Below are 24,114 nucleotides of genomic sequence, written 5' to 3' on the forward strand. Positions count from 1 at the left end.
GGGTGTATGGGTTGGTGATTTGTTTTGAAGAAGGTGGCTGGTCGGACACCAATGGAACCGTGGCGCTGCCCGGGGGCCCGCTGGATCGAGGGAGGCCGCGGGAGCATCACCAGCGTGGACCACGCCCTGCGCCTGGCGTCCTTGCTGCAGATGGAAGGCACGACCACGGTGTCGGACGCCGCCGCCCACCTCGGCGTCGCCCCCAGCACCGCCCACCGGCTGCTGGCGATGCTCGTCTACCGCGACTTCGCCACCCGCGAGGGGCGCTCCTAACGACTGGGGCCGCTGCTGGGCCAGGTCGAGCAGCTGCCCGGCACGACCGGATCCCTGCGCGACGCCGCGCTGGGGCCGATGGCGCGCCTCAGGGCGACCTTCGAGGAGACCGTCACGCTGAGGGTGCGCACAAGGCGGATGGTCCGGTTGGTGGCCGAGGTCGAGTGCTCGCACTCCCTGCGCGTCGGCCACCGCACCGGCATGGTGTTCCCCGCCCACCGCACCTCGGGCGGGCTCGGGATGCTGGCGGAGTCGGACGACGAGGCCGTCCGCCAGCCCTAGGAGGCGGCCTTCTCCAGCGCCGTGAACAGCTCGGCGATCTCCTTGGTGCGGCGCTCCGAGGGCTTGAACTCGTTGTCGGCCCAGTCGGTGAAGGTGCTGAGGTTCAGCTCGGCGCGGGTCACGACGGCGGAGAAGTTCGCCAGCACCGTCCGCCAGTTCTCGATGGCGCGAACGCCCCCCACCGACCCGTAGCCCACGAGCGAGACGGCCTTGCCGACCCACTCGGAGCCGAGGGAGTCCACGGCGTTCTTCAGCGCGCCCGGGACGCCGTGGTTGTACTCCGGCGTGACGAACACGTAGCCGTCGCAGGAGTCGACAGCGTCGCTCCAGGCCTGCACGCGCTCGTCGTCGTAGGACTTCTTCGCCTGCATCGGGTGCGTCGGGCTGGTGAGCAGCGGCACGTCGAACGCCTTCAGGTCGAGCAGCTCGTAGGTGGCGTCGCGCCCCTGGGCCTGCTCGGCCACCCACTGGCCGACGGCCTCGCCCTTGCGTCCCTCGCGGATCGAGCCGACGATGATTCCGATCTTCATCCGTTGTCCCCCTGGTGCAGGTCATGCCCGGCGTCGCCGGGTCCGTCCCTTTCGACCCTAACGGGTGGCCGAAGAGCCGGGTGTAACACCGGGGCGACATCCGGACAGGATCAGGACGTGGACCAGAAACGAGACACCGACCGGTTCGCCGCGATCTTCGAGGTGACCCACGCCGACGTCGTCCGCTTCGCCCAGCGGAGGACGGCGCCGGAGCGGGGCGAGGACATCGCGGCCGAGGCCTTCCTCGTGGCGTGGCGCCGGGTCGCGGAACTCCCCCGCGACCTCGACTCCGCCAGGGCCTGGTTGTTCGGCATCGCCCGGAACGTGCTGCTCAACGAGCTTCGCAGCCAGCGCCGCGCCGATGCCCTGGCCGTCCGGCTCGCCGATGTGGCGGCGTCCGGCGGCCCCGTGTCGGACGCCGCCGAGGCCGTGGCGTCCCGGCTCGACCTTGCCCAGGCCTGGGGTCGGCTGACCGACGCCGAGTCCGAGGTGCTGGGCCTGGCCGTCTTCGAACGGCTGACGGCGGAGCAGTCCGCCGCCGTCCTCGGCACCACGGCCGGCGCCTACCGCGTCCGCCTGTCCCGCGCCCGGGCCGCGCTCCGCCGGCACCTCGCCGGCGCCGCGGCCGAACCCGACCTGCGAGAGGCTCTGCGATGAACGACTCACCCGACCTGATGACCGACGCCGAACTGGAGGCCGCCCTGCGCGACCTCGATGCCGCCCAGCCGGTACTGACCCACGCCCAGCGCGATCGCGCCGACGCGCTGCTGGCTTCCCTGGTCGGCCCCGCCGCCACCGCCCCGGCGGTCACGGCGACCATGACCCCGATCGAGCGCGCCCCCTCGCCCCGCCGCGTCATGCGTTGGCTGGTGCCGGTGGCGGCGGCGTCCGCGCTCGTGGCCGGCTCGCTGCTCCTGCCGGGCAGCCCGACCGTCCCCAACGCCTACGCCGACTGGACGCCCACGCCCACCCCCGTCGCCGAGCCGCTGCTGTCACGGGCGACCGAGTCCTGCCGCGCCGGCATGGCCCAGTGGAACGACCGCAGCGCAGGCGAGGTCTCGGTGGATCCGGCGAGCGCCCGGGTCGTCCTGGCCGAGCAGCGCGGCTCGCACGTGTTCCTGGCGATGGCCGGCGCCGACGGGGCCGAGGCCCAGTGCCTCGCCTCGGCCGAGAACGGCCGCGTCGACGGGCTCACCGGCAGCGCCCCCGGTGCCGGGGTGGCCCCGGTCGTGGCGCCCGCGAACGGCCTGACCGGCGGCGGGGTGGGGCTCCAGCTCGAGGGCACCTCCGGCTACGCCTACGTGGTCGGCGACGTCGGCGAGCAGGTGCGCGAGGTCGTCGTCCGCTCCGGCGACCAGACGGTCAGCGCGAGCGTCGTCGACGGCCACTACGCGGCCTGGTGGCCGGTCACCGGCGTCACGCCGCAGAGGGCCGCCGGCGTGACCGCCGAGCTCGACGTGACGCTGGCCGACGGGACGGTGCTCACCGACGTCCAGACCGACCTGATGCAGGCGATCGGGCCGAAGCCCGGACCCACGTCCGTCGGGCGCGTCGCGTACGGCGGCGGTTCGGGCCCCACGGGCCTGGTCCGGACGGTCGAGGGCCTGGTCGGCGACCGCGTGACGAAGGTCACCGTGCACCTCGACGGCGTCGACCACGAGGCACGGGTGCGCGACGGGGCCTTCTGGGCCGAGTGGTCCATCGCGTCGTTCGAGCCCGGCCCGGGGGCCGAGGCGACGTTCACCCTCACCCTCGACGACGGGACGGTGCGCGCGGGCGTCCGTGAGAACGACTGAGCCCCGAACCGCCGACGCGGTCAGCCGATCAGGGCGACCGCGTCGGGGTCCGTCCGGACGCCCACGGTCGCCGCCGACACCTTCTCGGGGACGCGCAGCCCGGCCTTCGCCCCGCTGGGCAGCAGCAGCGTCACCTGGACGTAGCCGCGGCGCACCTTCTGCTCCTTCACCCGGAGCTGGACCCCGGCCGGGTCGACGGTGAGGCTCTCGGGGCCGAGCGCGACGACGTGGTCGGCGGTCAGGTGACCCAGGCCGAGGGCGTCCGCGTCGGTCCGGGTGAGGAACGTGGAGTAGCCCAGGAACGTCGCGACCTCCGCCGAGGCGGGGCGGCTCCAGAGGTTCTCGGGGGTGTCGAACTGCAGGAGGCGCCCGTCGGCCAGGATCGCGACCCGGTCGGCCAGCGCGAACGCCTCGTCCTGGTCGTGCGTGACGTGGACGGCCGTGGTGCCGGTGGCCCGCAGCACGTCGCTGAGGACGCCGACCATGTGCTCGCGCAGGCCGCGGTCGAGCGCCGAGAGCGGCTCGTCCAGCAGGAGAAGGCGCGGGGCCGGGGCCAGCGACCGGGCCAGCGCCACGCGTTGGGCCTGCCCGCCCGACAGCTCGGTCGTCTTCCGGCCGGCGAAGCTGGGCAGGCCGACGAGGTCGAGGAACTTCTCGACGGTCTGCGCCCGGCGCGTCCGCGGCTGCTTGTGCAGCCCGTAGGCGACGTTCTTGCCGACGTTCAGGCTGGGGAACAGCGCCGGGTCCTGGAACATCATCCCGAAGTTGCGTTTGTGGGTGGGGGTGCCGGAGAGGTCCTCGCCATCCCAGGTGATGCGGCCGGAAGCCAGCGGCTCCAGCCCGGCGATCGCCCGCAGCAGCGACGACTTGCCCGATCCGGACGCCCCCAGCAGCGCGACCACCTCGCCGGGCGCGACGTCGAGCGACACCCCGTCGACGGCGGTGACGGTGCGGCCGTCGCCGGGTTCGGCCGCCGGGCGCTTCGGCGCCGCCCACGAGAACAGCGGCCGCTTCGCGGGCGTCGTGTAGCCGGGTTGCTGGGTCGAGACCCGGTAGCGCACGACCACGTCGTGCACGCCCAGCCCGGTCCGGTTCGTCACCATGTCATCGCCTCCTGGGGTCTCATCCTCTCAGCCAGGCCCATCACCACGGCGCAGCCGACCGCCAGCAGGACGGCGGCAGCGAAGCCCATGCCCTGGTTCTCCAGCCCGGGGCGTCCGATCAGGCGGAACACCACGACCGGCAGGGTGGGCTGGTCGGGGCGGGCCAGGAACGACGTGGCCCCGAACTCGCCCAGCGCCGTCGCGAACGCGAAGCCGGTCGCCAACCCGAGCCCGCGGCCCAGGAACGCCAGGTCGATGTCGCGCAGCACCTTGCCGGGGCTCGCCCCCAGCACCGCCGCCGCCTCGCGCAGCCGCGGGTCGATGGCGCGGAGCACCGGCAGCAGCACGCGGACCACCAGCGGCAGCGCCACGAGCGCCTGCGCGATCGGCACCAGCACCAGCGAGCTGCGCAGGTCGAGCGGGGGCCGGTTGAGGGTGATCAGGAACCCGAACCCGACGGTGACCGCGCTCACCCCCAGGGGCAGCATGAACGCGGCGTCCAGGAGGCCGAGCGCACGGCGTCCGACCTCGTTGCGGGGGCTGCGGGAGACGACGAGGCTGACGAGCAGGCCCAGCACGAGCGCGAGCACGGTCGCGGCGGACGCCGTGCGCAGCGAGTTGCCGACCGCCTCCCAGACGGGCACGGACAGGGTGCCGCCGCCGGTGGAGGCGAGGTTGGCGTAGTGGTCGAGTCCCAGCCCGGACGCCGTCGTCAGGCTGCGCTGGACGAGCGTCGCGATGGGGAACAGCAGCAGGCCGACGACGACCGTGGCCGTCAGGATCGTGGGGCCGAGGTCGCGGCGGGCCGTCCAGGGCGACTCGACCGACTCGTCGGTGCGCAGCCGCTGGGCGCGGGCCTGGGATGCCTGCAGCCGGCTGGAGACGATCAGCGCCGCGCCGACGACGACGAGCTGGACGATCGACAGCGCTGCGGCGCCGGTCAGGTCGAGCAGCTGCGTGGTGAGGAACCAGATCTCGGTCTCGATGGTGCCGTAGGAGGCGCCGCCCAGCACCATCACGACCCCGTAGGCGGAGGCGCAGAACAGGAAGACCAGCGCGGCCGCGGACGCGATCGCCGGAGCCAGCGCGGGGATGGTGATCGTCCAGAACACGCGGCCGGGCGAGGCGCCCAGCACGGACGCGGCCTGCTCGACACGAGGGTCGAGGGACGCCCACAGCCCCCCGACGGTGCGCACGACGACCGCGTAGTTGAAGAACACCAGGCTCGCCACGATGATCGCGAACGACCGATCCAGGCCGAGGTGACCGAGCGGCCCGGTGGAGATCACCAGGCTCTTGAACGCCACGCCGACCACGACGCTGGGCAGCACGAACGGCACGGTGACGATCGCGCGCACCAGCCAGCGCCCCGGGAAGCGGGTGCGGTAGAGCACCCACGCCCCCGGGATGCCGAGCAGCACGGCCGCGACGGTACCCGCCGCAGCCTGGGCGAGGGTCGTCCGGATCACGCGCCAGGTGCGGGCGTCCGAGAAGACCTGAGCAAAACCGTCGAGCGTGAACGGCCCGTCGGGGAAGAAGCCGCGCCCGACGAGCGTGGCGACGGGCCAGGCGAAGAACACGGCGAGGAACGCCAGCGGGATGGCCCCCGCCAGCGTCCACCCGACGCGCCGTGTCATGCGGTTCCCTGAGCCTGTCGAAGGGTCAGCCGACCACCGTCGACGTCCAGGTCCGGATCCAGCCGTCCCGCTTCTCGGCGATCTCTGTGGCGGGGACGGTGAACGGGGCGTCCGACAGCGGCGCGTACTGCACCCACTCGGCCGGCAGCTCGGTGCTGGTGACGGCCGGGTACATGTACATCTGGCCGGGGATGTCGGCCTGCACCTCGGGGCTGAGCAGGAACTCGATGAACTCCTGCGCGCCCTCGGGGTTGGCGGCGCCCTCGATCACGCCGGCGTACTCGACCTGCCGGAAGCAGGTCTGGAGCAGGGACGCCGTGGGCGGCGCGGCGCCGTCGACGACCTCGAACGCAGGCGACGTCGAGTAGCTCAGGACGAGCGGGCGCGGTCCCTTGCCGCTGCTGCCGGAGAACTGGACCGTGTAGGCCTCGGTCCAGTCCTTGGCGACGAGGACGCCGTTGGCCTTCAGCTGGGTCCAGTAGTCGACCCAGCCCGGGTCTCCCTTGGCGCCGACGGTGGCCACGAGGAACGAGAGCCCGGGCGAGCTGGACGCCGCGTTCGGGACGACGAGCAGGTCGGCGTACTCGGGCTTGACCAGGTCGTCCAGCGTGGCGGGGACGGCCTTGCCGTTGGCCTCGAACCACGCGGTGTCGGCGTTGATGCACACGTCACCGAAGTCGATGGGGACGAGGCGCCCGGAGTCGTCGGCCTTGAGTGCGTCGGCATCCGCAGCCGGGAGACCCTGCGCCGCATAGGGCGCGATGACGCCCTCGGCGAGCGCGCGTCCGGCGAAGGTGTTGTCGATGCCGAAGACGACGTCACCGAGCGGGGAGTCCTTGGTGAGGACGAGCTGGTTGGTGACCGTGCCGGCGTCGCCGGGGGCGACGAACGTGACGTCCAGGCCGGAGTCGGCCTTGAACTTCGCGAGCACCTCCTCGCTCAGGTTGAACGAGTCGTGGGTGACGACAGTGAGCTTCTGGCTGGCCGAGCTCGTCGAAGCCCCGCTCGGGCTGGCTGCCGGCGTCCCACCGCAGGACGCCAGGGCGAGGGCGGTGACGGTGACGAGGGCGGCCACTGCGGCGCGGCGGCCCTTCGGGTTGGTGGACATGCTGCTTCCTCCTGGTGTGGAGGGGACGGCCATTCGCTGGCCGAATGAGAACTCGACTCCCTACGCCGGTGCTAACCGGATCAGGTTCGAGGGTCTGCGGTGCTCCGCACTCTCAGCGCCCCCTCGGGCGCTCCCCTGTCTGTCCGGCCAGCTTACCTCGGATACCCCGTGCGACGAATCTGGCTGACACCTCACGCGCTATAGCGTGCATGGCGTCAGCCAGATCTGTCGCACGGGTGCGAGAGCCGTCGCTCAGGTTTGTCGCCCGTCAGCGGCCGGTGCCGGCGTAGACGACGGCTTCGCCGTCGGCGTCCATGCCGAACGCCGTGTGGCAGGCGCGGACGGCCTTGTCGAGGTCATCGACGTCGACCAGCACGGAGATGCGGATCTCGGAGGTGGAAATCATCTCGATGTTGATGCCCGCCTCGGCCAGTGCGCGGAACGCCGTCGCGGAGACGCCGGGGTGCGAGCGCATGCCGACGCCGATGACCGAGACCTTGCCGATCTTGTCGTTGTAGATCAGCTGGGTGTGGCCGATGCTGCCCTGGGCGGCCTCCAGCGCCTCCCGGGCCTTGGCGCCGTCGGACTGCGGCAGCGTGAACGAGATCGCAGTGGTGCCGCCCTCGACCGAGACGTTCTGGACGATCATGTCGATGTTGATGCCGGCGTCCGCCACGGTGGTGAACACCTCGGCCGCAGCGCCCACGCGGTCGGGCACGCCGACGACGGTGATCTTGGCCTCGTGGCGGTCGTGCGCGATGCCGGTGATGATGGGGTTCTCCACGGAATCCTCCTCGTCGATGTGCTTGACCCAGGTGCCCGGCTTGTCGGAGAACGACGACCGGACGTGCACCGGGACGTTCTCGCGGCGGGCGTACTCAACGCAGCGCAGGTGCAGGATCTTGGCGCCGTTGGCCGCCATCTCCAGCATCTCCTCGTAGCCGATCTCCGGGATGCGGTGCGCCCCCGGGACGATGCGCGGGTCGGCGGTGAACACACCGTCCACGTCGGAGTAGATCTCGCAGTAGCCCGCACCCAGCGCGGCGGCGAGCGCGACCGCGGTGGTGTCGGACGCCCCACGCCCCAGCGTGGTCACATCCTTGGTGGATTGCGAGACACCTTGGAAGCCGGCGACGATGACGACGTCGCCCTCCTCCAGCGCCGACTCGATGCGGCCGGGCGTGATGTCGATGATCCGGGCGTCGCCGTGCTTCTCGGACGTGATGACGCCGGCCTGAGAGCCGGTGAACGACCGGGCGGTGTGGCCCAGGTCGTTGATCGCCATCGCCAGAAGGGCCGCGCTCATCCGCTCGCCAGCGGTCAGCAGCATGTCCATCTCGCGGGCCCGCGGGTTGGGGCTGACCTGCTGGGCGAGGTCGAGCAGTTCGTCGGTGGTGTCGCCCATGGCCGACACGACGACGGTCACCTCGTGCCCCTGCTCCTTGGTCGCGACGATGCGCTGGGCGACACGCTTGATGCTGGCGGCGTCCGCCACCGACGAGCCGCCGAACTTCTGCACCACACGCACGGTCGGGTCCCCTTCCAGTTGAAACCGGCCCCAACTCTGCCACGTCCCACGTCGCGGGAGCGTGCGTCCCAGCGGCCGGTCGCCCCGGTGGCGTGCCAAGATGGGCGCGGACAGGAGGGATTCCCATGAGTTACGACCCGGTCCCCCAACGGCTGTCCGACGCCGAGCGGGACACCGCCGCCCAGATGCTGCGCGAGCACTACGAGGCCGGACGCCTCGACGCCGACGAGTTCGAGGAGCGCCTCTCGGCCGCCCTGTCGGCGCGCATCGCTGCGGACTTCCAGCCCCTGTTCGCGGACCTGCCCGCCCCGCACCCCGGTTCTCCGCTCCAGCCGTACGCGCAGCCCGCCACGTGGGCGCCGACGTACGCCAACACCCCCGCACCGCGTCCGGACTCCGCCCCGCCGGGCACCACGGGCAACACCGATTGGCTCGCCGTCGCCAAGGGCGTCATCTGGCCGGCCGCCATCGTCATGGGCATCGTCACCGGCAACTGGGCCACGTTCATCATCATCGCGATCATCGGCAGCATCGTGCTCAGCCAGATCAGCAACAACCAGCGCAAGCCCCCCACCGTACCTGGAGAGGTAGGAGGCCTACGCTGGCGGTCATGCGTGGCGAGTACAAGGTTCCCGGCGGCAAGTTGGTCGCGGTCGACGTCGAGGTCGCGGACGGGATGATCACCCGGGCGTTCGTGCACGGCGACTTCTTCCTCGAGCCGGACGAGGCGCTGGAGGACATCAACGCCGCCCTGGCGGGCCTCCCCGACACCACCAACGCGGATGGGCTGGCTCGCGCGATCGAGGCCGCCCTGCCTGACGGGGTCGAGATGATTGGCTTCACGCCGACGTCCGTGGGGATCGCCGTCCGCCGCGCGCTCGGCAAAGCGACCGGGTGGGCCGATCACACCTTCGACCTCATCGGCCCGGTCACGCTGCAGCCGGCCATGCACGTCGCCCTCGACGAGGTGCTCACCCGCGAGGTCGCGGCCGGCACGCGGCCGCCGACGCTGCGGTTCTGGGACTGGGACTCCCCGCTGGTGGTGATGGGCTCCTTCCAGAGCTACCGCAACGAGATCGACCCCGAGGGCGCGGCCCGGCACGGCATCGGCGTGGTGCGGCGCATCTCGGGCGGCGGGGCGATGTTCATGGAGCCGGGCAACTGCATCACCTACTCCCTGCACGCCCCGACTTCGCTGGTCGAGGGCCTCAGCTTCGAGCAGAGCTACGCGTTCCTGGATGACTGGGTGATGACGGCCCTGGCCGACGTCGGCATCCAGGCGCGTTACGTGCCGCTGAACGACATCGCCTCGGAGAAGGGCAAGATCGCCGGCGCCGCCCAGAAGCGGTTCGCGGCCGGCGCCGTCCTGCACCACGTGACGATGGCCTACGACATCGACGCCGACAAGATGCTGGAGGTGCTGCGCATCGGCCGGGAGAAGATGTCCGACAAGGGCACCAAATCGGCCAACAAGCGCGTCGACCCGATGCGCTCGCAGACGGGCCTGCCGCGGGACGAGATCATCCGGCGCTTCATGGCGTCCTTCGCCGCGACCCACGACGTGCGCGAGGCGTCCTACACCGACGCCGAACTGGACGCCGCCCGCGCGCTCATGGACTCCAAGTTCCTCACCGACGCCTGGACGCACCGCGTCCCCTGACCCGGGTGGGCCCGGGGCGTCCCGGGGTAGGATGGTGGGTTCCCGACCCCCCGACACCGCGTGAGGAGCCATGCAGCCTTCTGCCGCGGGCTTCCGCCCCGAGATCCACGGACTGCGCGGTGTCGCGATCCTGCTCGTGGTGGCCTACCACCTCTGGACGGCGGGCCGCGTCTCCGGCGGCGTGGACGTGTTCCTGTTCATCTCGGCCTTCCTGATGACGGCCAGCTTCGTCCGCAAGGGCACCGCTTTCCGGCTGCTCGATTTCCTGGTGCAGCGGTTCCGCCGGCTCGTGCCGCTGGCCGCCATCGTGGTGGCGGCGACGACGGCAGTCGGGTGGGTGGTGCTGCCGCCGACGCGCTACGAGGGGCTGCTCAACCACGCGCGGGCGTCCCTGATCTACCGCGAGAACTGGCGACTCATCGCCGACGAGGCGAACTACATGGTCGCCGACCCCCAGCGCCTCAACCCGTTCCAGCACTTCTGGAGCCTGTCGCTGCAGGGGCAGTTGTTCGTCCTCCTGCCGCTGGTGTTCGTGGCCGCCGCGGCCCTGGAGCGCCACCGCGGCATCCCGATCCGGCGGACCCTGGCGGTCGTGCTGGGCCTGGCCACCGTCGCCTCGTTCGCCTGGGCGGTACACCGGGTGGAGGTCGACCCTGCCGCTGCCTACTTCGAGACGTGGGCGCGCGCGTGGGAGTTCACCGCCGCCGGGCTGGTGGCCCTGCTGCCCACGCTCCGAATGCCGGCCGCGCTCGCCCGGGCCCTCTCGTGGGCGGGCGTGGCCCTCCTCTTGGCCACGGGCCTGCTGTGGGGACGCGGTGCGTTCCCGGCCTGGGCGGCCCTGCCGCCGCTGGCGGCCGCGGCGCTGGTCATCCTGTCGGGCCCCCGGTCGGACGACGCCGGGCACGCCGCGTGGTGGCTGTCACGGCGTCCGGTCACCTTCGTGGCCAACCGCGCGTACTCGCTCTATCTGTGGCACTGGCCGGTCTACGTCTTCACCGTCGTCCTGACCTCCAACGGCGACCACCGCACCGGACCGGTCGACTCCCTGACGATCCTGGCCCTGTCGTTCGTGCTGGCCGACCTGTCGACCCGGCTGGTGGAGCGCCGCTTCCACCGCCTCGACCTGCTGCGCTCCAAGCGGTACGCGGCGACGGCGATCGTGGCGTTCACCCTGATGGCGACCTCCGTTCTGGGCGGCGTGGCCGCTCTGGTGGAGGCGGACGACCGCGCCACGGCCGCGCTGGCGCCCGAACAGCGCCCCGGCGCCCGCGCCCTCACCCCGGGCCCGGACGCCGCCGTCACGCCCGCCCCCGCGCTGCCCACCGCTCCGAGCCCCACGCCCGGCCGCGGCATCGCCCCGGGCGACCGGGCCATCGCCCTCGACTGGCCCCAGGACCTGCCGCCCTGCGAGGAGGGCGTCCCGGGCCACCCGGCGCGCCCGGACCTGGGCTGGTGCGGCGTCCTGGAGCCCGAGGGGACCCCGACCCGCGTGGTCGCCGTGGTCGGCGACAGCCACGCCTTCCAGTGGCTGACGACGCTCATCCCGCTGGCCGAGGAACGGGGATGGCGCTTGGCCGCGTACGGCCGGGCGGCCTGCCGGGTGGGCTCCCCCAACCCCGACCCGGGCTGCACCGAGTACACCGACGAGGCCATCGCGTGGCTCCTCGAGACGCGGCCCGACCAGGTGATCAGCACCGGCTCCTCCACCCGCGCCGACGGCGCCGAGCACGACGACTGGGGGTGGGCCGAGGCGATCGCCCCGGTGGCCCACGCCGGCATCGCGGTGGTCAACGTCCGCGACAACCCGCGCTGGGCCTTCGACATGCCTGAGTGCATCCAGCGGTACGGCACCGACGACCCGCGCTGCTCGGCACGCCGCGCCGACAAGCTCGGCGAGGCGTGGCCGACCGGCGGCCTGGCCGACCTGCCGAACCAGTACTACCTCGACTTCTCCGACTGGTTCTGCCCCCCGACCAAGGTGAGCATCTGCCCGGGCGTGATCGGCAACACCTACGTCTACATGGACTCCAACCACCTCTCGCGGGCCTACCTGGAGTCGATGGGCGATGTGTTCGCCCAGGCCTGGGACGAGGCGATGGGCTGATGCGGTGGCGCGTGGCCGTGGCGGCCCTGCTCGCCGCCCCCGTCCTGGCGGCGTGCGCGCAGCACCCGCTGGAGCAGCCGCCCAAGGGCGACCTCGTCCACACCGTGCAGGTCGCCGGGGGCGGCCTCGCCTACTGCGCCTCGGCCCCGATCGAGGGCTGGGGCGCCGACGTCCGCCGCGTCATCGTGGCCGTGCACGGGCTGGACCGCAACGCCTGCGGCATGCGGCAGGCCGTGGTGGACGCGTTGGGTGGCGAGCCGGCGGGCACGGTCGTGCTGGCGCCCCACTTCGCGACGTCGGTGGACGCCCTCCCCGGCGGCCACGTGTGGGGCACGATGACGTGGCCCGAGGGGGCCGAGTCGGACGCGGGCGCCTCCTCGTACGCCGCGCTCGACGAGCTGGTCGCGCGCCTCGACGACCGGGCGGTCACGCTGGTGGGCTTCTCCGGGGGCGGCCAGCTCACGAACCGTTACGCCGCGGTCTCCCCCACCGAACTGGACGCGTACGTGGTGATCAACCCGTCCAGCTACGTGTGGTTCTCCGACGAGCGCCCCGGGCCGACCGCCGACTGCCCGGCCTGGAACGCGTGGCGCTACGGCCTCGACCACCGCAACCGGTACGCCTCGCGGCTGTCCATCGGGCAGATCGAGGAGCAGTACGCACGGCGTTCGGTGCGGTACCTCATCGGCACCGCAGACGACGACCCGCGTTCGGCCTCGCTCGACCGCAGCTGCGGCGCGATGGCCGAGGGCGCCAACCGGGAGGAGCGCGCGGTGAACTACGTCCGGCACATCCGGGAGATGTTCGGCCCCGAGGTCGCCACGCGCCAGCCCCTCATCGTCGTGCCCGGCGTCGGGCACGACCTCGCGGGCATGCTCGGCACGGACGCCGCGCTCGCGGCGCTGGAGCCGGCGCCCGAGGGTTGAGGCTCAGACGCCCGGCTCGGGGCTCTCGGCGACGTCCTCCTCGTCCCCGTGGGCGGCGACGATCAGGCCTTGGCCACCGAGAAGCTCAGGCCCAGCTCCTCGTCGGTCACGACGGTGCCGGTCGGTTCCCCCTCGACGATCGAGGTGGCCAGCACCTCGTCGGCCACCAGGGCGGACGCCCCGCGCAGGGCCTCGCCGAGTTCGCCGCCGGCCGCCCAGGTCAGGGAGATCCGGTCGGAGACCTCGAGCCCGAGGCGCTTGCGGGCGTCCTGCACCATGCGGACGACCTCGCGGACCAGCCCCGCGCGCACCAGCTCGGGGGTCAGCTCGAGGTCGAGCGCGACGGTCTCGCCCTGTTCGTTGACCACCGACCAGCCCTCGCGCGGCCGCTCGGAGACGATGACCTCGTCGGCGGTCACGACCGTGCCGCCGGCCCAGTCGACCGTGGCCTCGCCCGTCGCGGCGAGCGAAGCGGCCAGGGCGGCGGCGTCCGCGTCGGCGATCACCTGGGCAACCTTCGGGGTGTCCTTGCCGAACCGCTTGCCCAGCGCCCGGAAATTGCCCTTGGCGGAGTGGTCGACGAGGTCGCCTGCCGACGCGAACGACTCCACCGCGCCCACATTGAGCTCGGCGGCGATCTCGGCCACCAGCTCGTCGGTCAGCCGTGCGAAGGACGCCGACGGCACCAGCACGCGGCGCAGCGGCTGGCGCGTCTTGACCTGCGCCTCGGAGCGGGCGCCGCGACCGAGCTCGACCAGGCGCCGGGTCAGGCGCATGGACGCCACCAGCTCGGGGTCGGAGGCCTCGGCGTCCACGGTCGGCCACGCGGCCAGGTGCACCGACTCGGGCGCACCCGGCACGGCGGCGACCACGAGGTCCTGCCACACGCGCTCGGTGATGAACGGCGCCATCGGGGCCATGAGGCGGGTGACGGTGTCGATGGTCTCGTGCAGGGTCCACAGCGCGGAGGCCTCGCCGTCCCAGAAGCGGCGGCGCGAGCGCCGCACGTACCAGTTGGAGAGGTCGTCGACGAACTCCGAGAGCAGGGATCCGGCGCGCTGGGTGTCGAAGGCCTCCAGCGCCTCGCTGACGTCGCGGACCAGGTCGTTGCGCACGGCGACGAGCCAGCGGTCCATCACCGGCCGCTCGGCCACGGCCGGGGCCGCGCCGGTGGGCGTCCACCCGTTGGTGCGGGCGTACAGCGACTGGAAGCTGACCGCGTTCCAGAACGTCAGCAGCACCTTGCGGACGGTCTCCTGGATCGTGGTGTGACCCACCCGGCGAGAAGCCCACGGCGAGCCGCCCGCCACCATGAACCAGCGCACCGCGTCAGCGCCGTGCTGGTCCATGAGCGGGATCGGCTCGAGGATGTTGCCCAGGTGCTTGGACATCTTGCGGCCGTCCTCGGCGAGGATGTGGCCCAGGCACAGGACGTTCTTGAAGTCGGACTGGTCGAAGACAAGGGTCGAGACCGCCATCTGCGAGTAGAACCAGCCACGCGTCTGGTCGATGGCCTCGCAGATGAAGTCGGCGGGGAAGGCCTGCTGGAACTGCTCCTCCGAGCCCGGCGCCCACGGGTAGCCCCACTGCGCGAACGGCATCGAGCCCGAGTCGTACCAGGCGTCGATGACCTCGGGCACGCGGTGGCTCGGCTTGCCGCAGGTCGGGCAGCCGAAGGTGATGTCGTCGACGAACGGGCGGTGCGGGTCAAGCTCGTCGAGGTCCTGGCCGGCCAGCTGGCCCAACTCCGCGAGCGAGCCGATGCAGACCTGGTGGTCGTCCTCGCAGCGCCAGATGGGCAGCGGGGTGCCCCAGTACCGCTTGCGGCTCAACGCCCAGTCGACGTTGTTGTTCAGCCAGTCGCCGTAGCGCCCGTGCTTGATGTGCTCGGGGTACCAGTTGGTCTTCTCGTTCTCGCGGACCAGCGCGTCCTTGATCGCGGTGGTGCGGATGTACCAGGACGGCTGCGCGTAGTAGAGCAGCGTGGTGTGGCAGCGCCAGCAGTGCGGGTAGCTGTGGTCGTAGTCGAGCACGCGGAACATCAGCCCGCGCTGCTGCAGGTCGGCGACGAGCGCCTTGTCGGCGGTCTTGAAGAACTGCCCACCCACCATCGGAACGTCGGGCGCGAAGGTGCCGTCGGGGCGGATCGGGTTCACCATCGGCAGCCCGTAGGCGCGGCAGGTGATCATGTCGTCCTCGCCGAAGGCGGGCGCCTGGTGCACGAGGCCGGTGCCGTCCTCAACCGTGACGTACTCGGCGTTGACGACGTAGTGCGTGCCGCCGACGACGTCGGGGAACTCGACCAGCTCGAACGGACGCCCGTAGCGCCAGCCCTCCATCTCCTTCCCCGAGAACGACGGGCCGAGCTTCCAGCCCTCGCCCAGCACCTTCTCGGCCAGCGGCTCGGCGATGACGAGGGTGTCGTCGTCCTTCGAGGCGACCACGTAGGTGACGTCGGGGTGCGCCGCGACGGCGGTGTTGGAGACGAGCGTCCAGGGGGTCGTGGTCCAGACGAGCAGGTCGGCCTTGCCCTCGAGCGGGCCGGAGGTCAGCGGGAAGCGGACGTAGACCGACGGGTCGGTGACGTCCTCGTAGCCCTGGGCGAGCTCGTGGTCGGACAGCGTCGTGCCGCAGCGCGGGCAGTAGGGGGCGACGCGGTAGTCCTCGACGAGCAGGCCGGCGTCATGGATCTGCTTGAGGCTCCACCACACCGACTGCACATAGTCGGTGGACATCGTCCAGTACGCCTCGTCCATGTTGACCCAGTAGCCCATGCGCTCGGTCAGGCCGGTCCAGGCGTCGACGTGGCGGGTGACCGACGCGCGGCAACGCTCGTTGAACGCCTCGACGCCGTAGGCCTCGATGTCGGCCTTGCCGGAGAAGCCCAGCTCCTTCTCGACGGCGAGCTCGACGGGCAGTCCGTGGCAGTCCCACCCGGCCTTCCGGTCGACGCGGAAGCCCTGCATCGTCTTGAAGCGCGGGAACACGTCCTTGAACGCGCGCGCCTCGATGTGGTGGGTGCCCGGCATGCCGTTGGCGGTGGGTGGGCCCTCGTAGAACGTCCAACGGGGGCCGTCGGCGGTCTGCGCCAGCGACTTGCTGAAGGTGTCGTTGTCGCGCCAGAACGCGAGCACGTCGTGCTCCAGCGCCGGCAGGTCGACCTGCGGCGCGACGACGTTGTACCCGGGCTGGGTGGTCATGTGGTCCCTCTTCGTCTTTCGGTTGGCTGAGCCTGTCGAAGCCGAAGGGACGAGGCGAACCCCGCGGTACCACCCTTCTTGGACGCCTCCCGCTGGCTGAGCCTGCCGAAGCCGTCCCACTCTTGCTCGCCGCGGCCGGTTCTAGTGAGGACGCCGTGCGTCCCGTTCTTCCGGCAGCTCCGGGGTGATGGCCCCATCGATGCCCTGCGACGGGGCCCAGTGTAGGCGGACGCCGCGCCGACCGCCATCGGCGCCCACTCCACTAGGGTCGACCGCGATGGATGGATTGCTCTGGTTCCTCATGGGCGTCGGCGTGCTGGTCGTCGTCGGGTCGATCGTGCTGGTGCGCACGCTGCCGCGCGAGATCCGTCCGATCGCGATCGTGCCGCTGGGCGTCGTGCTGGTCGGGTTCGGCGTCGGGTTCCTCGCCCTGGCGGGCGTGTTCGGCTGACGTTCGGGGTCACTCCCGCAGCCGGCCGCGCCCCAACGCGATCTGGGTCGCCAGACGTGCGACGCGCTCGGTGGGCTGCGCCAGGCGGCGTCCGACCGCGGCGCCCACGGAGCTGCCCAGCGCCAGGCCGATGCCGGTGAGGGCGGCGAGCATGAACAGCTCCTCGGCGGTGTCGCGTGGGTGGACCGCGGGCGTCCCCACGACGAGCCGGAACAGCGCCCGGTAGAGGAACATGCCGGGCATGAGCGGCGCGATGCCGACGGTGATGATCGCGACGGCGGGAGGCCCCAGCTTGCGGGCCATCAGGTGCGCGAGCAGGCCCACCACGGCCGCGGCCAGGCCGGCGGCGATCGGGTACTCCCCGCCGACCGGGGTCAGCGCGAGCAGGTAGGCGGCCCAGCCCAACGCACCGAACGCGCCGACGATGACGGCTCCGCGCGGGCCGAGCCCGCTGACCACGCCGAGGGCCACCGTGAAGGCGCCGGCGGCGACGATCTGCACCACCGGGTGGGGAGGTGTGACCGCCTCGGGCGCCAGGTAGGCGGGGGCGCCGATCCGGACGGCGAGCCAGAGGACGCCGGCCACGCCGAGGATCAGCCCGCCCGTGCGCATCAGCAACTCGACGACGCGGGCGCCGGCGGTGATGAAGTAGCCGTCGAGGGCGTCCTGCGCGGCGGCGACGACGCCCATGCCGGCCAGCATCGACACCATTCCGGAGGCGACGACGAGCGCAGGCGACAGCGTCCAGAGCTCGTCGACGCCGAAGCGGCGCAGGTACATGAGCATCACGGCCAGCGCGGTCGGGATCGCACCGGCGGCCACCTGCGTGAAGAAGTAGGAGCCCCGCCGCACCTGCTGCCCCACCGTCACCATCGCGATGAGAACGGTGGCGAGCCCCGCGACCAGCATGTCCAGGGCCACACCGCCGAGCAGCGCGCAGATGCTCGCGCCCTGGGCGAACGCGGCGCCGAAGCGCACCCAGCGGCGGTACTCCATGCCCGAGAGCTCGCGCTCCTTGAGCTGCCGGGAAGCCTCCGCCGGTTCGAGCTCAGCGGCGCAGACGCGGTCCACGATCCCGACGAGGTGGCCCAGCCGGGCGTAATCCCGGGCCAGCGCGGGCACCGTCCGCACCATCGTCACCGGCGCCGAGCCGCCGATGTCTGGCGCGCTGACCATGATCGAGGTGTAGGTGACGTCGACGTGCAGGGGCACCTCCAGCGCGATGCCGAGGCGCAGGATCATTTGGGTCGCCTCCGCCGCGGACGCCCCCGCCACCAGGGCGGCCGCCCCGACGCGGGTGGCCAGCGCCACGATCGGGACCCGCGCCTCGCGGGGATGCGCGGCTTCAGGGTACGTCCGCCGCTGCCGGCGCCGGCGGATCAGGCGCTCCAGCCCGTCGGAGCGCTCGAACAACCGCGGGGCGCGGCCCTCGAAACCCCTCAGGGCTGCAACACCACCTTGCCCAGCACGTCGCCGGCCGTGAGCGCGGCCACGGCGTCCGGCAGGGCGTCGAAGCCGACCACACGGTCGATCCGGGGCCGGACGCCCGCGCGCTCCATGAGCGCCATGACGCCCGCGAGCTCCTCCTTGTTGCCCATGGTCGAGCCGATGACCCGCAACTGCAGGAAGAAGACGCGGTTGAGGTCCGCGGGCGGGTTGGCGCCGGACGTCGCGCCGCACACCACGACGGTGCCGCCGGGGCGCAGCGACTTCAGCGAGTGCGCCCAGGTCGCCTCACCCACGGTCTCCACGACGAGGTCCACCCGCTCGGGCAGGCGCGCGCCCGGCTCGAAGGCCTCGTCGGCACCGAGCGAGCGGGCGAAGTCGCGCTTGGCCTCGGTCCGGGCGGTGGCCCACACCCGATGGCCGAGCGCCTTGGCGAGCTGGATGGCCGCCGAGGCGACCCCTCCCGAGGCGCCCTGGACCAGGACCGTGCCCGGCTTCCACAGCCCGGCGTCGCGCGTGAGCATCCGGAACGCGGTGAGGTAGGCGGTCGGGACGCACGCGGCTTCCTCGAAGGTGAGGGCAGCCGGCTTGTCGACCACGTTGCGCTCGGGCACGACCACCCACTCCGCGAGGGTGCCCTGGTGCACCTCGGAGAGCAGCGACCGCTTGGGGTCGAGCGTCTCGTCCCCCGCCCAGCCGTCCGAGGAGATGACCGGGTGGACGACGACCTCACGCCCCTCGTCCGTGGTGCCCGCGGCGTCCGTGCCGAGGATCATCGGCATGCGCTCGGGCGGCAGGCCCACCCCGCGCAGCGACCACACGTCGTGGTGGTTCAGCGAGGCGGCCCGCACCCGGACGCGTACCCACCCCTGCCGCACCTCGGGGTCTGGTCGCTCCCCCACGACCAGGGCGGCCAGCGGATCGGCCGGGTTGGCAACTTCTACGTATGCAGCGCGCATGGCCCCAGACTAGGCTGGCGCGGTGCCCACCGCCACGATCGACGACGTGCGCCGGGCACGGCGCATCCTGCTGCACGGCGTGGCGGGCTCGGGGAAGTCGACCGCGGCGCTCGCCCTGGGCGCCCGACTGGGCGCCTGCTGGCCGCCCTCTAGCGTGGGGCGCCGGCTCAGAGCCCGAGCAGGCGCTCGATCACGACGGCCACGCCGTCCGCCTCGTGGTGGAGGGTGACCTCGTCGGCCGCCTCCTTGGCCCCGGCGACCGCGTTGCCCATCGCCACGCCCAGACCTGCCCAGCGGAGCATCTCGACGTCGTTGAGGTTGTCGCCGAAGGTGACCACGTCGGCGGGGTCGATGCCCCGGTCGGCGGCGAAGCGGGCCAGGGCGGACGCCTTGGAGACCCCCGCGCGCCCGACCTCCAGGAACGGGGCGCCGGACGTCGTCGGGTGCGTGCCCGGCACGGCCAGGCCCCGGGCCACCTCGAGCATCTGCTCGGGGGCCACCGTCGGGTCAGGGTGCTTCACCACCAGCTTGAGCGAGGGCTCGGCGAGCACGTCGTCGAGGTCGGCGAAGCGGTGCGACACGGGCCACAGGGCGTTCTCCGCGCCCGGGTCCTGCTCGCCGACGTAGCCGTGCTGGGCGACGTACTCGTTGCCCGCCGAGCGCACCGAGACGACCCGCGCCTCGGGGAACTCCGCCAGCATCGCGTGGGCGAGGGTGCGTTGGGCGTCGACGTCGAGGAGTTCCTCGAACAGGACGTGCCGGTTGGCGAGGTCGACCGCGACGGCCCCGTTGGAACCGACGACGAAGCCCTCCAGCGGTGATCCCGCGACGATCGCGCCGATCGAGTAGGGCTGGCGCCCGGAGATGGCGAGCACGTCGATGCCCGCCTGCCTGGCCGCGGCGAACGCGACGCGGTTGCGGGGGCTGATGGTGCGGTGGTCGGAGCGGACGAGCGTGCCGTCCACGTCGGTCGCGATCAGGCGGACGCCCACGTCACACCCCGACCTGGCGGCGGCCGGCGAACGCGCGCCCGAGGGTGACCTCGTCGGCGAACTCCAGATCGCCGCCGACCGGCAGGCCGGACGCCAGCCGCGAGACCGTGATGCCGGTGGGCGCCAGCAGCCGGGTCAGGTACGTGGCGGTGGCCTCGCCCTCGACGTTCGGGTCGGTGGCGAGGATGACCTCGGCGACGACCGGGCCCGACAGGCGGCGCAGCAGCTCGGCGACGTGCAGGTCCTCGGGGCCGACGTGGTCGATGGGGCTGATCGCGCCCCCGAGCACGTGGTACAGCCCGCGGAACTCGCGCGTGCGCTCGATCGCGGCGACATCCTTGGACTCCTCCACGACGCAGATCGTCGACTGGTCGCGGCGCGGGTCGCGGCAGATCCGGCAGGTGGTGTCCTCCGACACGTTGAAGCAGAGGTCGCAGAAGCGCACCTTGTCGGCGACCTCGCGGAGGGCGTCCGCGAGGCGGTCGACCTCCTCGCGGTCGGCGTTCATCAGGTGGAACGCGATGCGCTGGGCGCTCTTGGGGCCCACGCCCGGCAGCCGGCCCAGCTCGTCGATCAGGGCCTGGATGGGGCCTTCGTACACGTCGCCTGCGCCTAGAAGGGCAGGCCGGGGATCTGCGGCATCGCGGCGGCGGCGAGCGCCTGCACCTGGTTGTTGGCGTCGCGGACGGCCAGCACCACCAGGTCGCCGAGGGTCTCGACGTCGTCGGGGTCGACCGCCTTCGGGTCGATGCGCACCGCGGTGAGTTCACCGGCGCCCGTCATCGTCACGGTGACGAGGTCACCGCCCGCCGTGCCGGTGACCGTCCGCGCCGCCAGCTCTGACTGCGCGCTCTGCATCTGCTCCTGCATGGCCTGGGCCTGCGCCAGCAGCGCGTTCATGTCGAACCCGCCCTCGGTGCCGAACATCGACATCGGTGACCTCCTCACGTCGCCCCCATCGTAGGTGATCCGAGGGGTGACCCCTGAGGGCGGTCCGGCGACTACGCTGGCGACAAGGAGGACGCCATGCACCGACCACGCACGTCCCGATCCCTGTCCGCCGCGCTCGCAGCGGGCGTTCTCATGGGCGCGCTGCTCACTGGTTGCGCCACGACCCCGGGAGAACCCGTGACCAGCCCCAGCGAACGCCCCCCGTTGGCGTCCCCCACCAAGCCCCTCCCCGAGCGCACGACCCCCGGCCCGATCTCGCCGCCGGTGTCCACCCCGGCCACGCCCGTGCCGGAGGAGATCGTGACGCGACCCGAGGTGCAGGCCGCGGTGCAGGCCGAGGCTGAGCGCCTGGGCGTGGACCCGGTCAACGTGACGGTCGTCGCCTACGAGTCGATCACCTGGAACGACGGCAGCCTCGGCTGCCCCGAGCCGGGGAAGATGTACACCCAGGCGCTCGTGCCGGGGCACCGGCTCGTCCTCAGCGTCGCGGGCAACCAGGCCAGCTACCACGCCGGCAACGCGGGCACATTCAGCTACTGCCCGAACCCGATCCTGCCGGCGTCCGGCTCCTCGCCGAACGCCTGAGCCCGCGGATCACGCCGGGCCGAAGGCCCCGGGCGATCCGCCAGCCCGGCGCTCACTACCCGGGCTCCTCCTCGCCGAGGAACTCCGCACCGAGGTGTCGGGTGAGCAGTTCGTCGACGTTCGTGACGCCGTCGAGGTCGATGTCGTCGAGCGACTCCTCCGCCTCCTCGCCCTCGTCCACCGGACCCACCTGGGTCGCCTGGATGTTCGCGCGCGCCTGCTCGGCGCCCCGGGCCGCGAGCGCAGCGGCCGCGGCGTCCGGTCCCTGGGTGCTTGGCGGCGGCTCGGGATTGCTGGGCGCGGGCGCGGTGTCGAAGGCCGGGCTCGGCGGGGGCGGCGGCTCGTCGCCGGCGACGGTCTGGATGGTGGCCGCCACGCCCAGCACCTCCAGCACCGCCTCGCGGACGACCTGGTCGCTGCCACCGCGGGAGAAGCTCTCGCGGGCGCCCGGGTTGTTGAACGCCAGCGTCAGGACGCCACCGCTGAAGTCGTGCACCACCGCGTTCTCGCGGACCGTGATCCACGTGACGCGTCGGCGGCCCTTGATCTTCTCCAGCACGTCGGGCCACTGGTTGCGGATCTGGGCGGTGGTGAGCACCGCCGGGTCGCCCCCGGACGCCGCGGGTGCGGCCGGGGTGGCCGGCAGGGCGGACGCCGCGGGCACCTGTTCCCGGCGCGGCTGCTCGGCAGGCGGCTGGGGACGGCGCTCCTGCTGCGGCTCGGGGCGCCGGGCCGGTGCGGACTCCGGCCACGGAGCGGCCCACGGATCGCCCGTCGGTGCTGGCGCCGGGCGGCCCTGCGGCGCGGCCGGGGCCGCCTCCTGCGGGCGCGGGGCGGGGCCGGGCTGCGGGCTCGGCGCCGGGCGCTGGGGCGCCGGGACCTCGGCGGGGCCGTCCGCCCGTTCGGGACGCGGGGCGTGCGAGTCGGCACCGGCCGCCATCTGGAGCCTGCGCTCCAGTCGGTCGAGGCGGGCGTGGACGCCGCGCTCGTCGACGTCGGCGCCCGGCAACAGCACGCGCGCGCACATGAGTTCGAGGTGGAGGCGCGGGGCCGTGGTGCCGCGCATGTCGGTCAGGCCCTTGGCGATGACCTCGGCGGCCCGCGTGAGCTCGCCGCGGCCCATGCCGTTGGCCTGCGTGGTGAGGCGTTCGCCCTGGTCGGCGGCCACGTCGACGAGGCCGGTGGCGAGGGCGTCCGGCACGGCGGAGACGACGATGAGGTCGCGGAGGCGGCGGAGCAGGTCCTCGGCGAAGCGGCGCGGGTCCTGGCCGACCTCGATCACCTTGTCCACGCACGCGAACACCCCGTGGGCGTCACCGGCGGCGAAGGCGTCCATGATCTCGTCGAGCAGGCTGTCGGGGGTGTAGCCCAGCAGCGCGGTGGCCTGGGCGTAGCTGACGCCGCCCTCGGCGGCGCCGCCGAGCAGCTGGTCGAGCACCGACAGCGAGTCACGCACCGAGCCGGCGCCGGCCCGGACCACCAGCGGCAGCACCGTCTGGTCGACCGTGACGCCCTCGGCCTCGCAGAGCTCCGCGAGGTAGGCGCTCAGCGTGCGCGGCGGCACGAGCCGGAAGGGGTAGTGGTGCGTGCGCGACCGGATCGTGCCGATCACCTTCTCGGGCTCGGTCGTGGCAAAGATGAACTTCACGTGGGGCGGCGGCTCCTCCACGACCTTCAGCAGCGCGTTGAAGCCCTGCGGGGTCACCATGTGGGCCTCGTCGATGATGTAGATCTTGTAGCGGCTGTGCACCGGGGCGAAGAACGCCCGTTCGCGCAGGTCGCGCGCCTCGTCGACGCCGCCGTGGGAGGCCGCGTCGATCTCGATCACGTCGATGCTGCCGGTGCCACCGCGCGCCAGGTCGCGGCAGGAGCGGCACGTGCCGCACGGGGTCGGCGTCGGGCCCTGCTCGCAGTTGAGGCAGCGGGCCAGGATGCGCGCCGACGTGGTCTTGCCGCAGCCGCGCGGGCCGCTGAACAGGTAGGCGTGGTTGACCCGGTTGTTGGTGAGCGCGCGCTGCAGCGGCTCGGTCACGTGCTCCTGGCCGATGACCTGGTCGAAGGTGTCCGGCCGGTAGCGGCGGTACAGGGCCAGGGGGGCGTCGCGGCGCGCGGGCGCGGTCGGCGCAGGGGCTGCGGGCGGGGGCGCGAGCCCCGTCGGTCGGGCGGGCTCAGGGGCGGACGCCTCGGGCCCGGCCTCGTCGGTCGGCTCGTCCTCCTCCGGGTCGACGGGGATCTCGTCCATCTCGTCGAGTTCGATCTCCATCTCGGGGTCGTCAACCGGGGTGGGTTCGCTGGGCAGGATGAGCTCGTCCGGCTCGGTGCCGAACAGGTCGGGACCGTCCTGGGCGTAGGCGTCCACGGCCTCGTCGGCGACCACACCCTCGTCGTCGTCGAACAGACCACCCATCGCGTCTCCTGCCACGCTCCGCACCCTACTGGGTCGCGCCGACACCGCCGCGCCGGGACGCAGAAGGGCCCCCGCGCACCTGACAGAGCTCACTGACCCTTGCTGCCTTCCGGCCCTGGGGGAGTTGGGCGAGGTACCACCGCGCGGGGACCCGACGCCCATCATAACCGATGCCG

Annotated in this window: 22 protein-coding genes, 1 other RNA gene and 1 riboswitch; of the genes, 10 read left to right on the forward strand and 13 right to left on the reverse strand. The window is 72.7% G+C overall.

What is annotated here, in order from left to right; all coding sequences use genetic code 11:
- Nucleotides 1–114 precede the first annotated feature (114 nt).
- Nucleotides 115–273: a helix-turn-helix domain-containing protein gene (locus ET989_RS01135; RefSeq protein WP_165489967.1), complete on the forward strand. Its 159-nt coding sequence runs from the start codon at nucleotides 115–117 to the stop codon at nucleotides 271–273.
- Between the two features lie 54 nt (nucleotides 274–327).
- Nucleotides 328–555, forward strand: coding sequence for an IclR family transcriptional regulator domain-containing protein (locus ET989_RS01140; RefSeq protein WP_421958203.1), 228 nt, complete (start codon nucleotides 328–330; stop codon nucleotides 553–555).
- Here the strand turns inward: ET989_RS01140 and ET989_RS01145 are convergent.
- The gene (locus ET989_RS01145; RefSeq protein WP_131166719.1) at nucleotides 552–1,085 is read right to left on the reverse strand and encodes an NADPH-dependent FMN reductase; all 534 of its coding nucleotides are present in this window, start codon (nucleotides 1,083–1,085) and stop codon (nucleotides 552–554) included. The genes ET989_RS01140 and ET989_RS01145 overlap by 4 nt on opposite strands.
- 117 nt (nucleotides 1,086–1,202) lie before the next feature.
- Here ET989_RS01145 and ET989_RS01150 point away from each other — a divergent pair, with 117 nt between their 5' ends.
- Both ET989_RS01150 and ET989_RS01155 read left to right on the forward strand, forming a co-directional pair.
- Nucleotides 1,203–1,742, forward strand: coding sequence for an RNA polymerase sigma factor (locus tag ET989_RS01150; protein ID WP_131166720.1), 540 nt, complete (start codon nucleotides 1,203–1,205; stop codon nucleotides 1,740–1,742).
- Complete coding sequence (locus ET989_RS01155) at nucleotides 1,739–2,881, forward strand: hypothetical protein (protein ID WP_131166721.1); 1,143 nt, start codon at nucleotides 1,739–1,741, stop codon at nucleotides 2,879–2,881. The genes ET989_RS01150 and ET989_RS01155 overlap by 4 nt, the downstream gene beginning before the upstream one ends.
- Before the next feature lie 20 nt (nucleotides 2,882–2,901).
- Here ET989_RS01155 and ET989_RS01160 read toward each other — a convergent pair whose 3' ends face one another.
- The 4 genes from ET989_RS01160 to ET989_RS01175 form a co-directional block, all read right to left on the reverse strand.
- Nucleotides 2,902–3,984, reverse strand: coding sequence for an ABC transporter ATP-binding protein (locus ET989_RS01160; protein ID WP_131166722.1), 1,083 nt, complete (start codon nucleotides 3,982–3,984; stop codon nucleotides 2,902–2,904).
- Entirely contained in the window at nucleotides 3,978–5,621 is a 1,644-nt protein-coding gene (locus ET989_RS01165) for an ABC transporter permease (protein ID WP_131166723.1), read from the reverse strand. The genes ET989_RS01160 and ET989_RS01165 overlap by 7 nt, the downstream gene beginning before the upstream one ends.
- Nucleotides 5,622–5,646: 25 nt before the next feature.
- Nucleotides 5,647–6,729 carry a thiamine ABC transporter substrate-binding protein gene (locus tag ET989_RS01170; RefSeq protein ID WP_131166724.1) on the reverse strand — a complete coding sequence of 361 codons (1,083 nt, stop codon included), beginning with the start codon at nucleotides 6,727–6,729 and terminating at the stop codon, nucleotides 5,647–5,649.
- Nucleotides 6,730–6,769: 40 nt separating this feature from the next.
- Nucleotides 6,770–6,876, reverse strand: a riboswitch (TPP riboswitch).
- Nucleotides 6,877–6,997: 121 nt separating this feature from the next.
- Entirely contained in the window at nucleotides 6,998–8,257 is a 1,260-nt protein-coding gene (locus ET989_RS01175) for an aspartate kinase (protein WP_131166725.1), read from the reverse strand.
- Nucleotides 8,258–8,382: 125 nt separating this feature from the next.
- Here ET989_RS01175 and ET989_RS01180 point away from each other — a divergent pair, with 125 nt between their 5' ends.
- The 4 genes from ET989_RS01180 (at nucleotide 8,383) to ET989_RS01195 (ending at nucleotide 12,947) form a co-directional block, all read left to right on the forward strand.
- Nucleotides 8,383–8,937, forward strand: coding sequence for a DUF1707 SHOCT-like domain-containing protein (locus tag ET989_RS01180; RefSeq protein WP_131166726.1), 555 nt, complete (start codon nucleotides 8,383–8,385; stop codon nucleotides 8,935–8,937).
- Nucleotides 8,868–9,917 (forward strand): lipoate-protein ligase LplAB, encoded by a 1,050-nt coding sequence (locus ET989_RS01185; protein WP_131166727.1) that lies wholly within the window; start codon nucleotides 8,868–8,870, stop codon nucleotides 9,915–9,917. Before ET989_RS01180 ends, ET989_RS01185 begins: the two co-directional genes overlap by 70 nt.
- 70 nt (nucleotides 9,918–9,987) lie before the next feature.
- Nucleotides 9,988–12,021, forward strand: a complete 2,034-nt coding sequence (locus ET989_RS01190; protein ID WP_131166728.1) for an acyltransferase family protein — start codon at nucleotides 9,988–9,990, stop codon at nucleotides 12,019–12,021.
- Nucleotides 12,021–12,947, forward strand: coding sequence for an alpha/beta hydrolase (locus tag ET989_RS01195; protein ID WP_131166729.1), 927 nt, complete (start codon nucleotides 12,021–12,023; stop codon nucleotides 12,945–12,947). Before ET989_RS01190 ends, ET989_RS01195 begins: the two co-directional genes overlap by 1 nt.
- Nucleotides 12,948–13,009: 62 nt before the next feature.
- Here the strand turns inward: ET989_RS01195 and ileS are convergent, their stop codons facing one another.
- The gene (ileS, locus tag ET989_RS01200; protein ID WP_131166730.1) at nucleotides 13,010–16,147 is read right to left on the reverse strand and encodes an isoleucine--tRNA ligase; all 3,138 of its coding nucleotides are present in this window, start codon (nucleotides 16,145–16,147) and stop codon (nucleotides 13,010–13,012) included.
- 277 nt (nucleotides 16,148–16,424) lie between these two features.
- Here ileS and ET989_RS14710 point away from each other — a divergent pair, with 277 nt between their 5' ends.
- Nucleotides 16,425–16,598 carry a hypothetical protein gene (locus ET989_RS14710; protein WP_165489968.1) on the forward strand — a complete coding sequence of 58 codons (174 nt, stop codon included), beginning with the start codon at nucleotides 16,425–16,427 and terminating at the stop codon, nucleotides 16,596–16,598.
- A gap of 9 nt (nucleotides 16,599–16,607) precedes the next feature.
- Here the strand turns inward: ET989_RS14710 and ET989_RS01205 are convergent, their stop codons facing one another.
- The 5 genes from ET989_RS01205 to ET989_RS01230 all read right to left on the reverse strand — a co-directional run bounded on the left by ET989_RS01205 (nucleotide 16,608) and on the right by ET989_RS01230 (nucleotide 20,928).
- Complete coding sequence (locus tag ET989_RS01205) at nucleotides 16,608–18,011, reverse strand: threonine/serine exporter family protein (protein WP_165489969.1); 1,404 nt, start codon at nucleotides 18,009–18,011, stop codon at nucleotides 16,608–16,610.
- A gap of 26 nt (nucleotides 18,012–18,037) precedes the next feature.
- Nucleotides 18,038–19,003: a zinc-binding dehydrogenase gene (locus ET989_RS01210; protein ID WP_131166732.1), complete on the reverse strand. Its 966-nt coding sequence runs from the start codon at nucleotides 19,001–19,003 to the stop codon at nucleotides 18,038–18,040.
- Between the two features lie 167 nt (nucleotides 19,004–19,170).
- Nucleotides 19,171–19,995 (reverse strand): Cof-type HAD-IIB family hydrolase, encoded by an 825-nt coding sequence (locus ET989_RS01220; RefSeq protein ID WP_131166733.1) that lies wholly within the window; start codon nucleotides 19,993–19,995, stop codon nucleotides 19,171–19,173.
- A gap of 1 nt (nucleotide 19,996) precedes the next feature.
- The gene (recR, locus tag ET989_RS01225) at nucleotides 19,997–20,596 is read right to left on the reverse strand and encodes a recombination mediator RecR (RefSeq protein WP_131166734.1); all 600 of its coding nucleotides are present in this window, start codon (nucleotides 20,594–20,596) and stop codon (nucleotides 19,997–19,999) included.
- 11 nt (nucleotides 20,597–20,607) lie between these two features.
- Nucleotides 20,608–20,928 (reverse strand): YbaB/EbfC family nucleoid-associated protein, encoded by a 321-nt coding sequence (locus ET989_RS01230; protein ID WP_206662165.1) that lies wholly within the window; start codon nucleotides 20,926–20,928, stop codon nucleotides 20,608–20,610.
- A 93-nt stretch (nucleotides 20,929–21,021) separates the two neighbouring features.
- Here ET989_RS01230 and ET989_RS01235 point away from each other — a divergent pair, with 93 nt between their 5' ends.
- Nucleotides 21,022–21,531, forward strand: coding sequence for a hypothetical protein (locus ET989_RS01235; protein ID WP_131166735.1), 510 nt, complete (start codon nucleotides 21,022–21,024; stop codon nucleotides 21,529–21,531).
- 55 nt (nucleotides 21,532–21,586) lie between these two features.
- On the opposite strand, the gene ET989_RS01240 is transcribed toward ET989_RS01235, so the two are convergent.
- Both ET989_RS01240 and ffs read right to left on the reverse strand, forming a co-directional pair.
- Nucleotides 21,587–23,938, reverse strand: coding sequence for a DNA polymerase III subunit gamma and tau (locus tag ET989_RS01240; RefSeq protein WP_131166736.1), 2,352 nt, complete (start codon nucleotides 23,936–23,938; stop codon nucleotides 21,587–21,589).
- Between the two features lie 59 nt (nucleotides 23,939–23,997).
- Nucleotides 23,998–24,094, reverse strand: an RNA gene (ffs, locus tag ET989_RS01245) — signal recognition particle sRNA small type.
- Nucleotides 24,095–24,114 lie beyond the last annotated feature (20 nt).

The sequence above is a fragment of the Propioniciclava sinopodophylli genome (assembly GCF_004324755.1).
Classification (GTDB): Bacteria; Actinomycetota; Actinomycetes; order Propionibacteriales; family Propionibacteriaceae; genus Propioniciclava; species Propioniciclava sinopodophylli.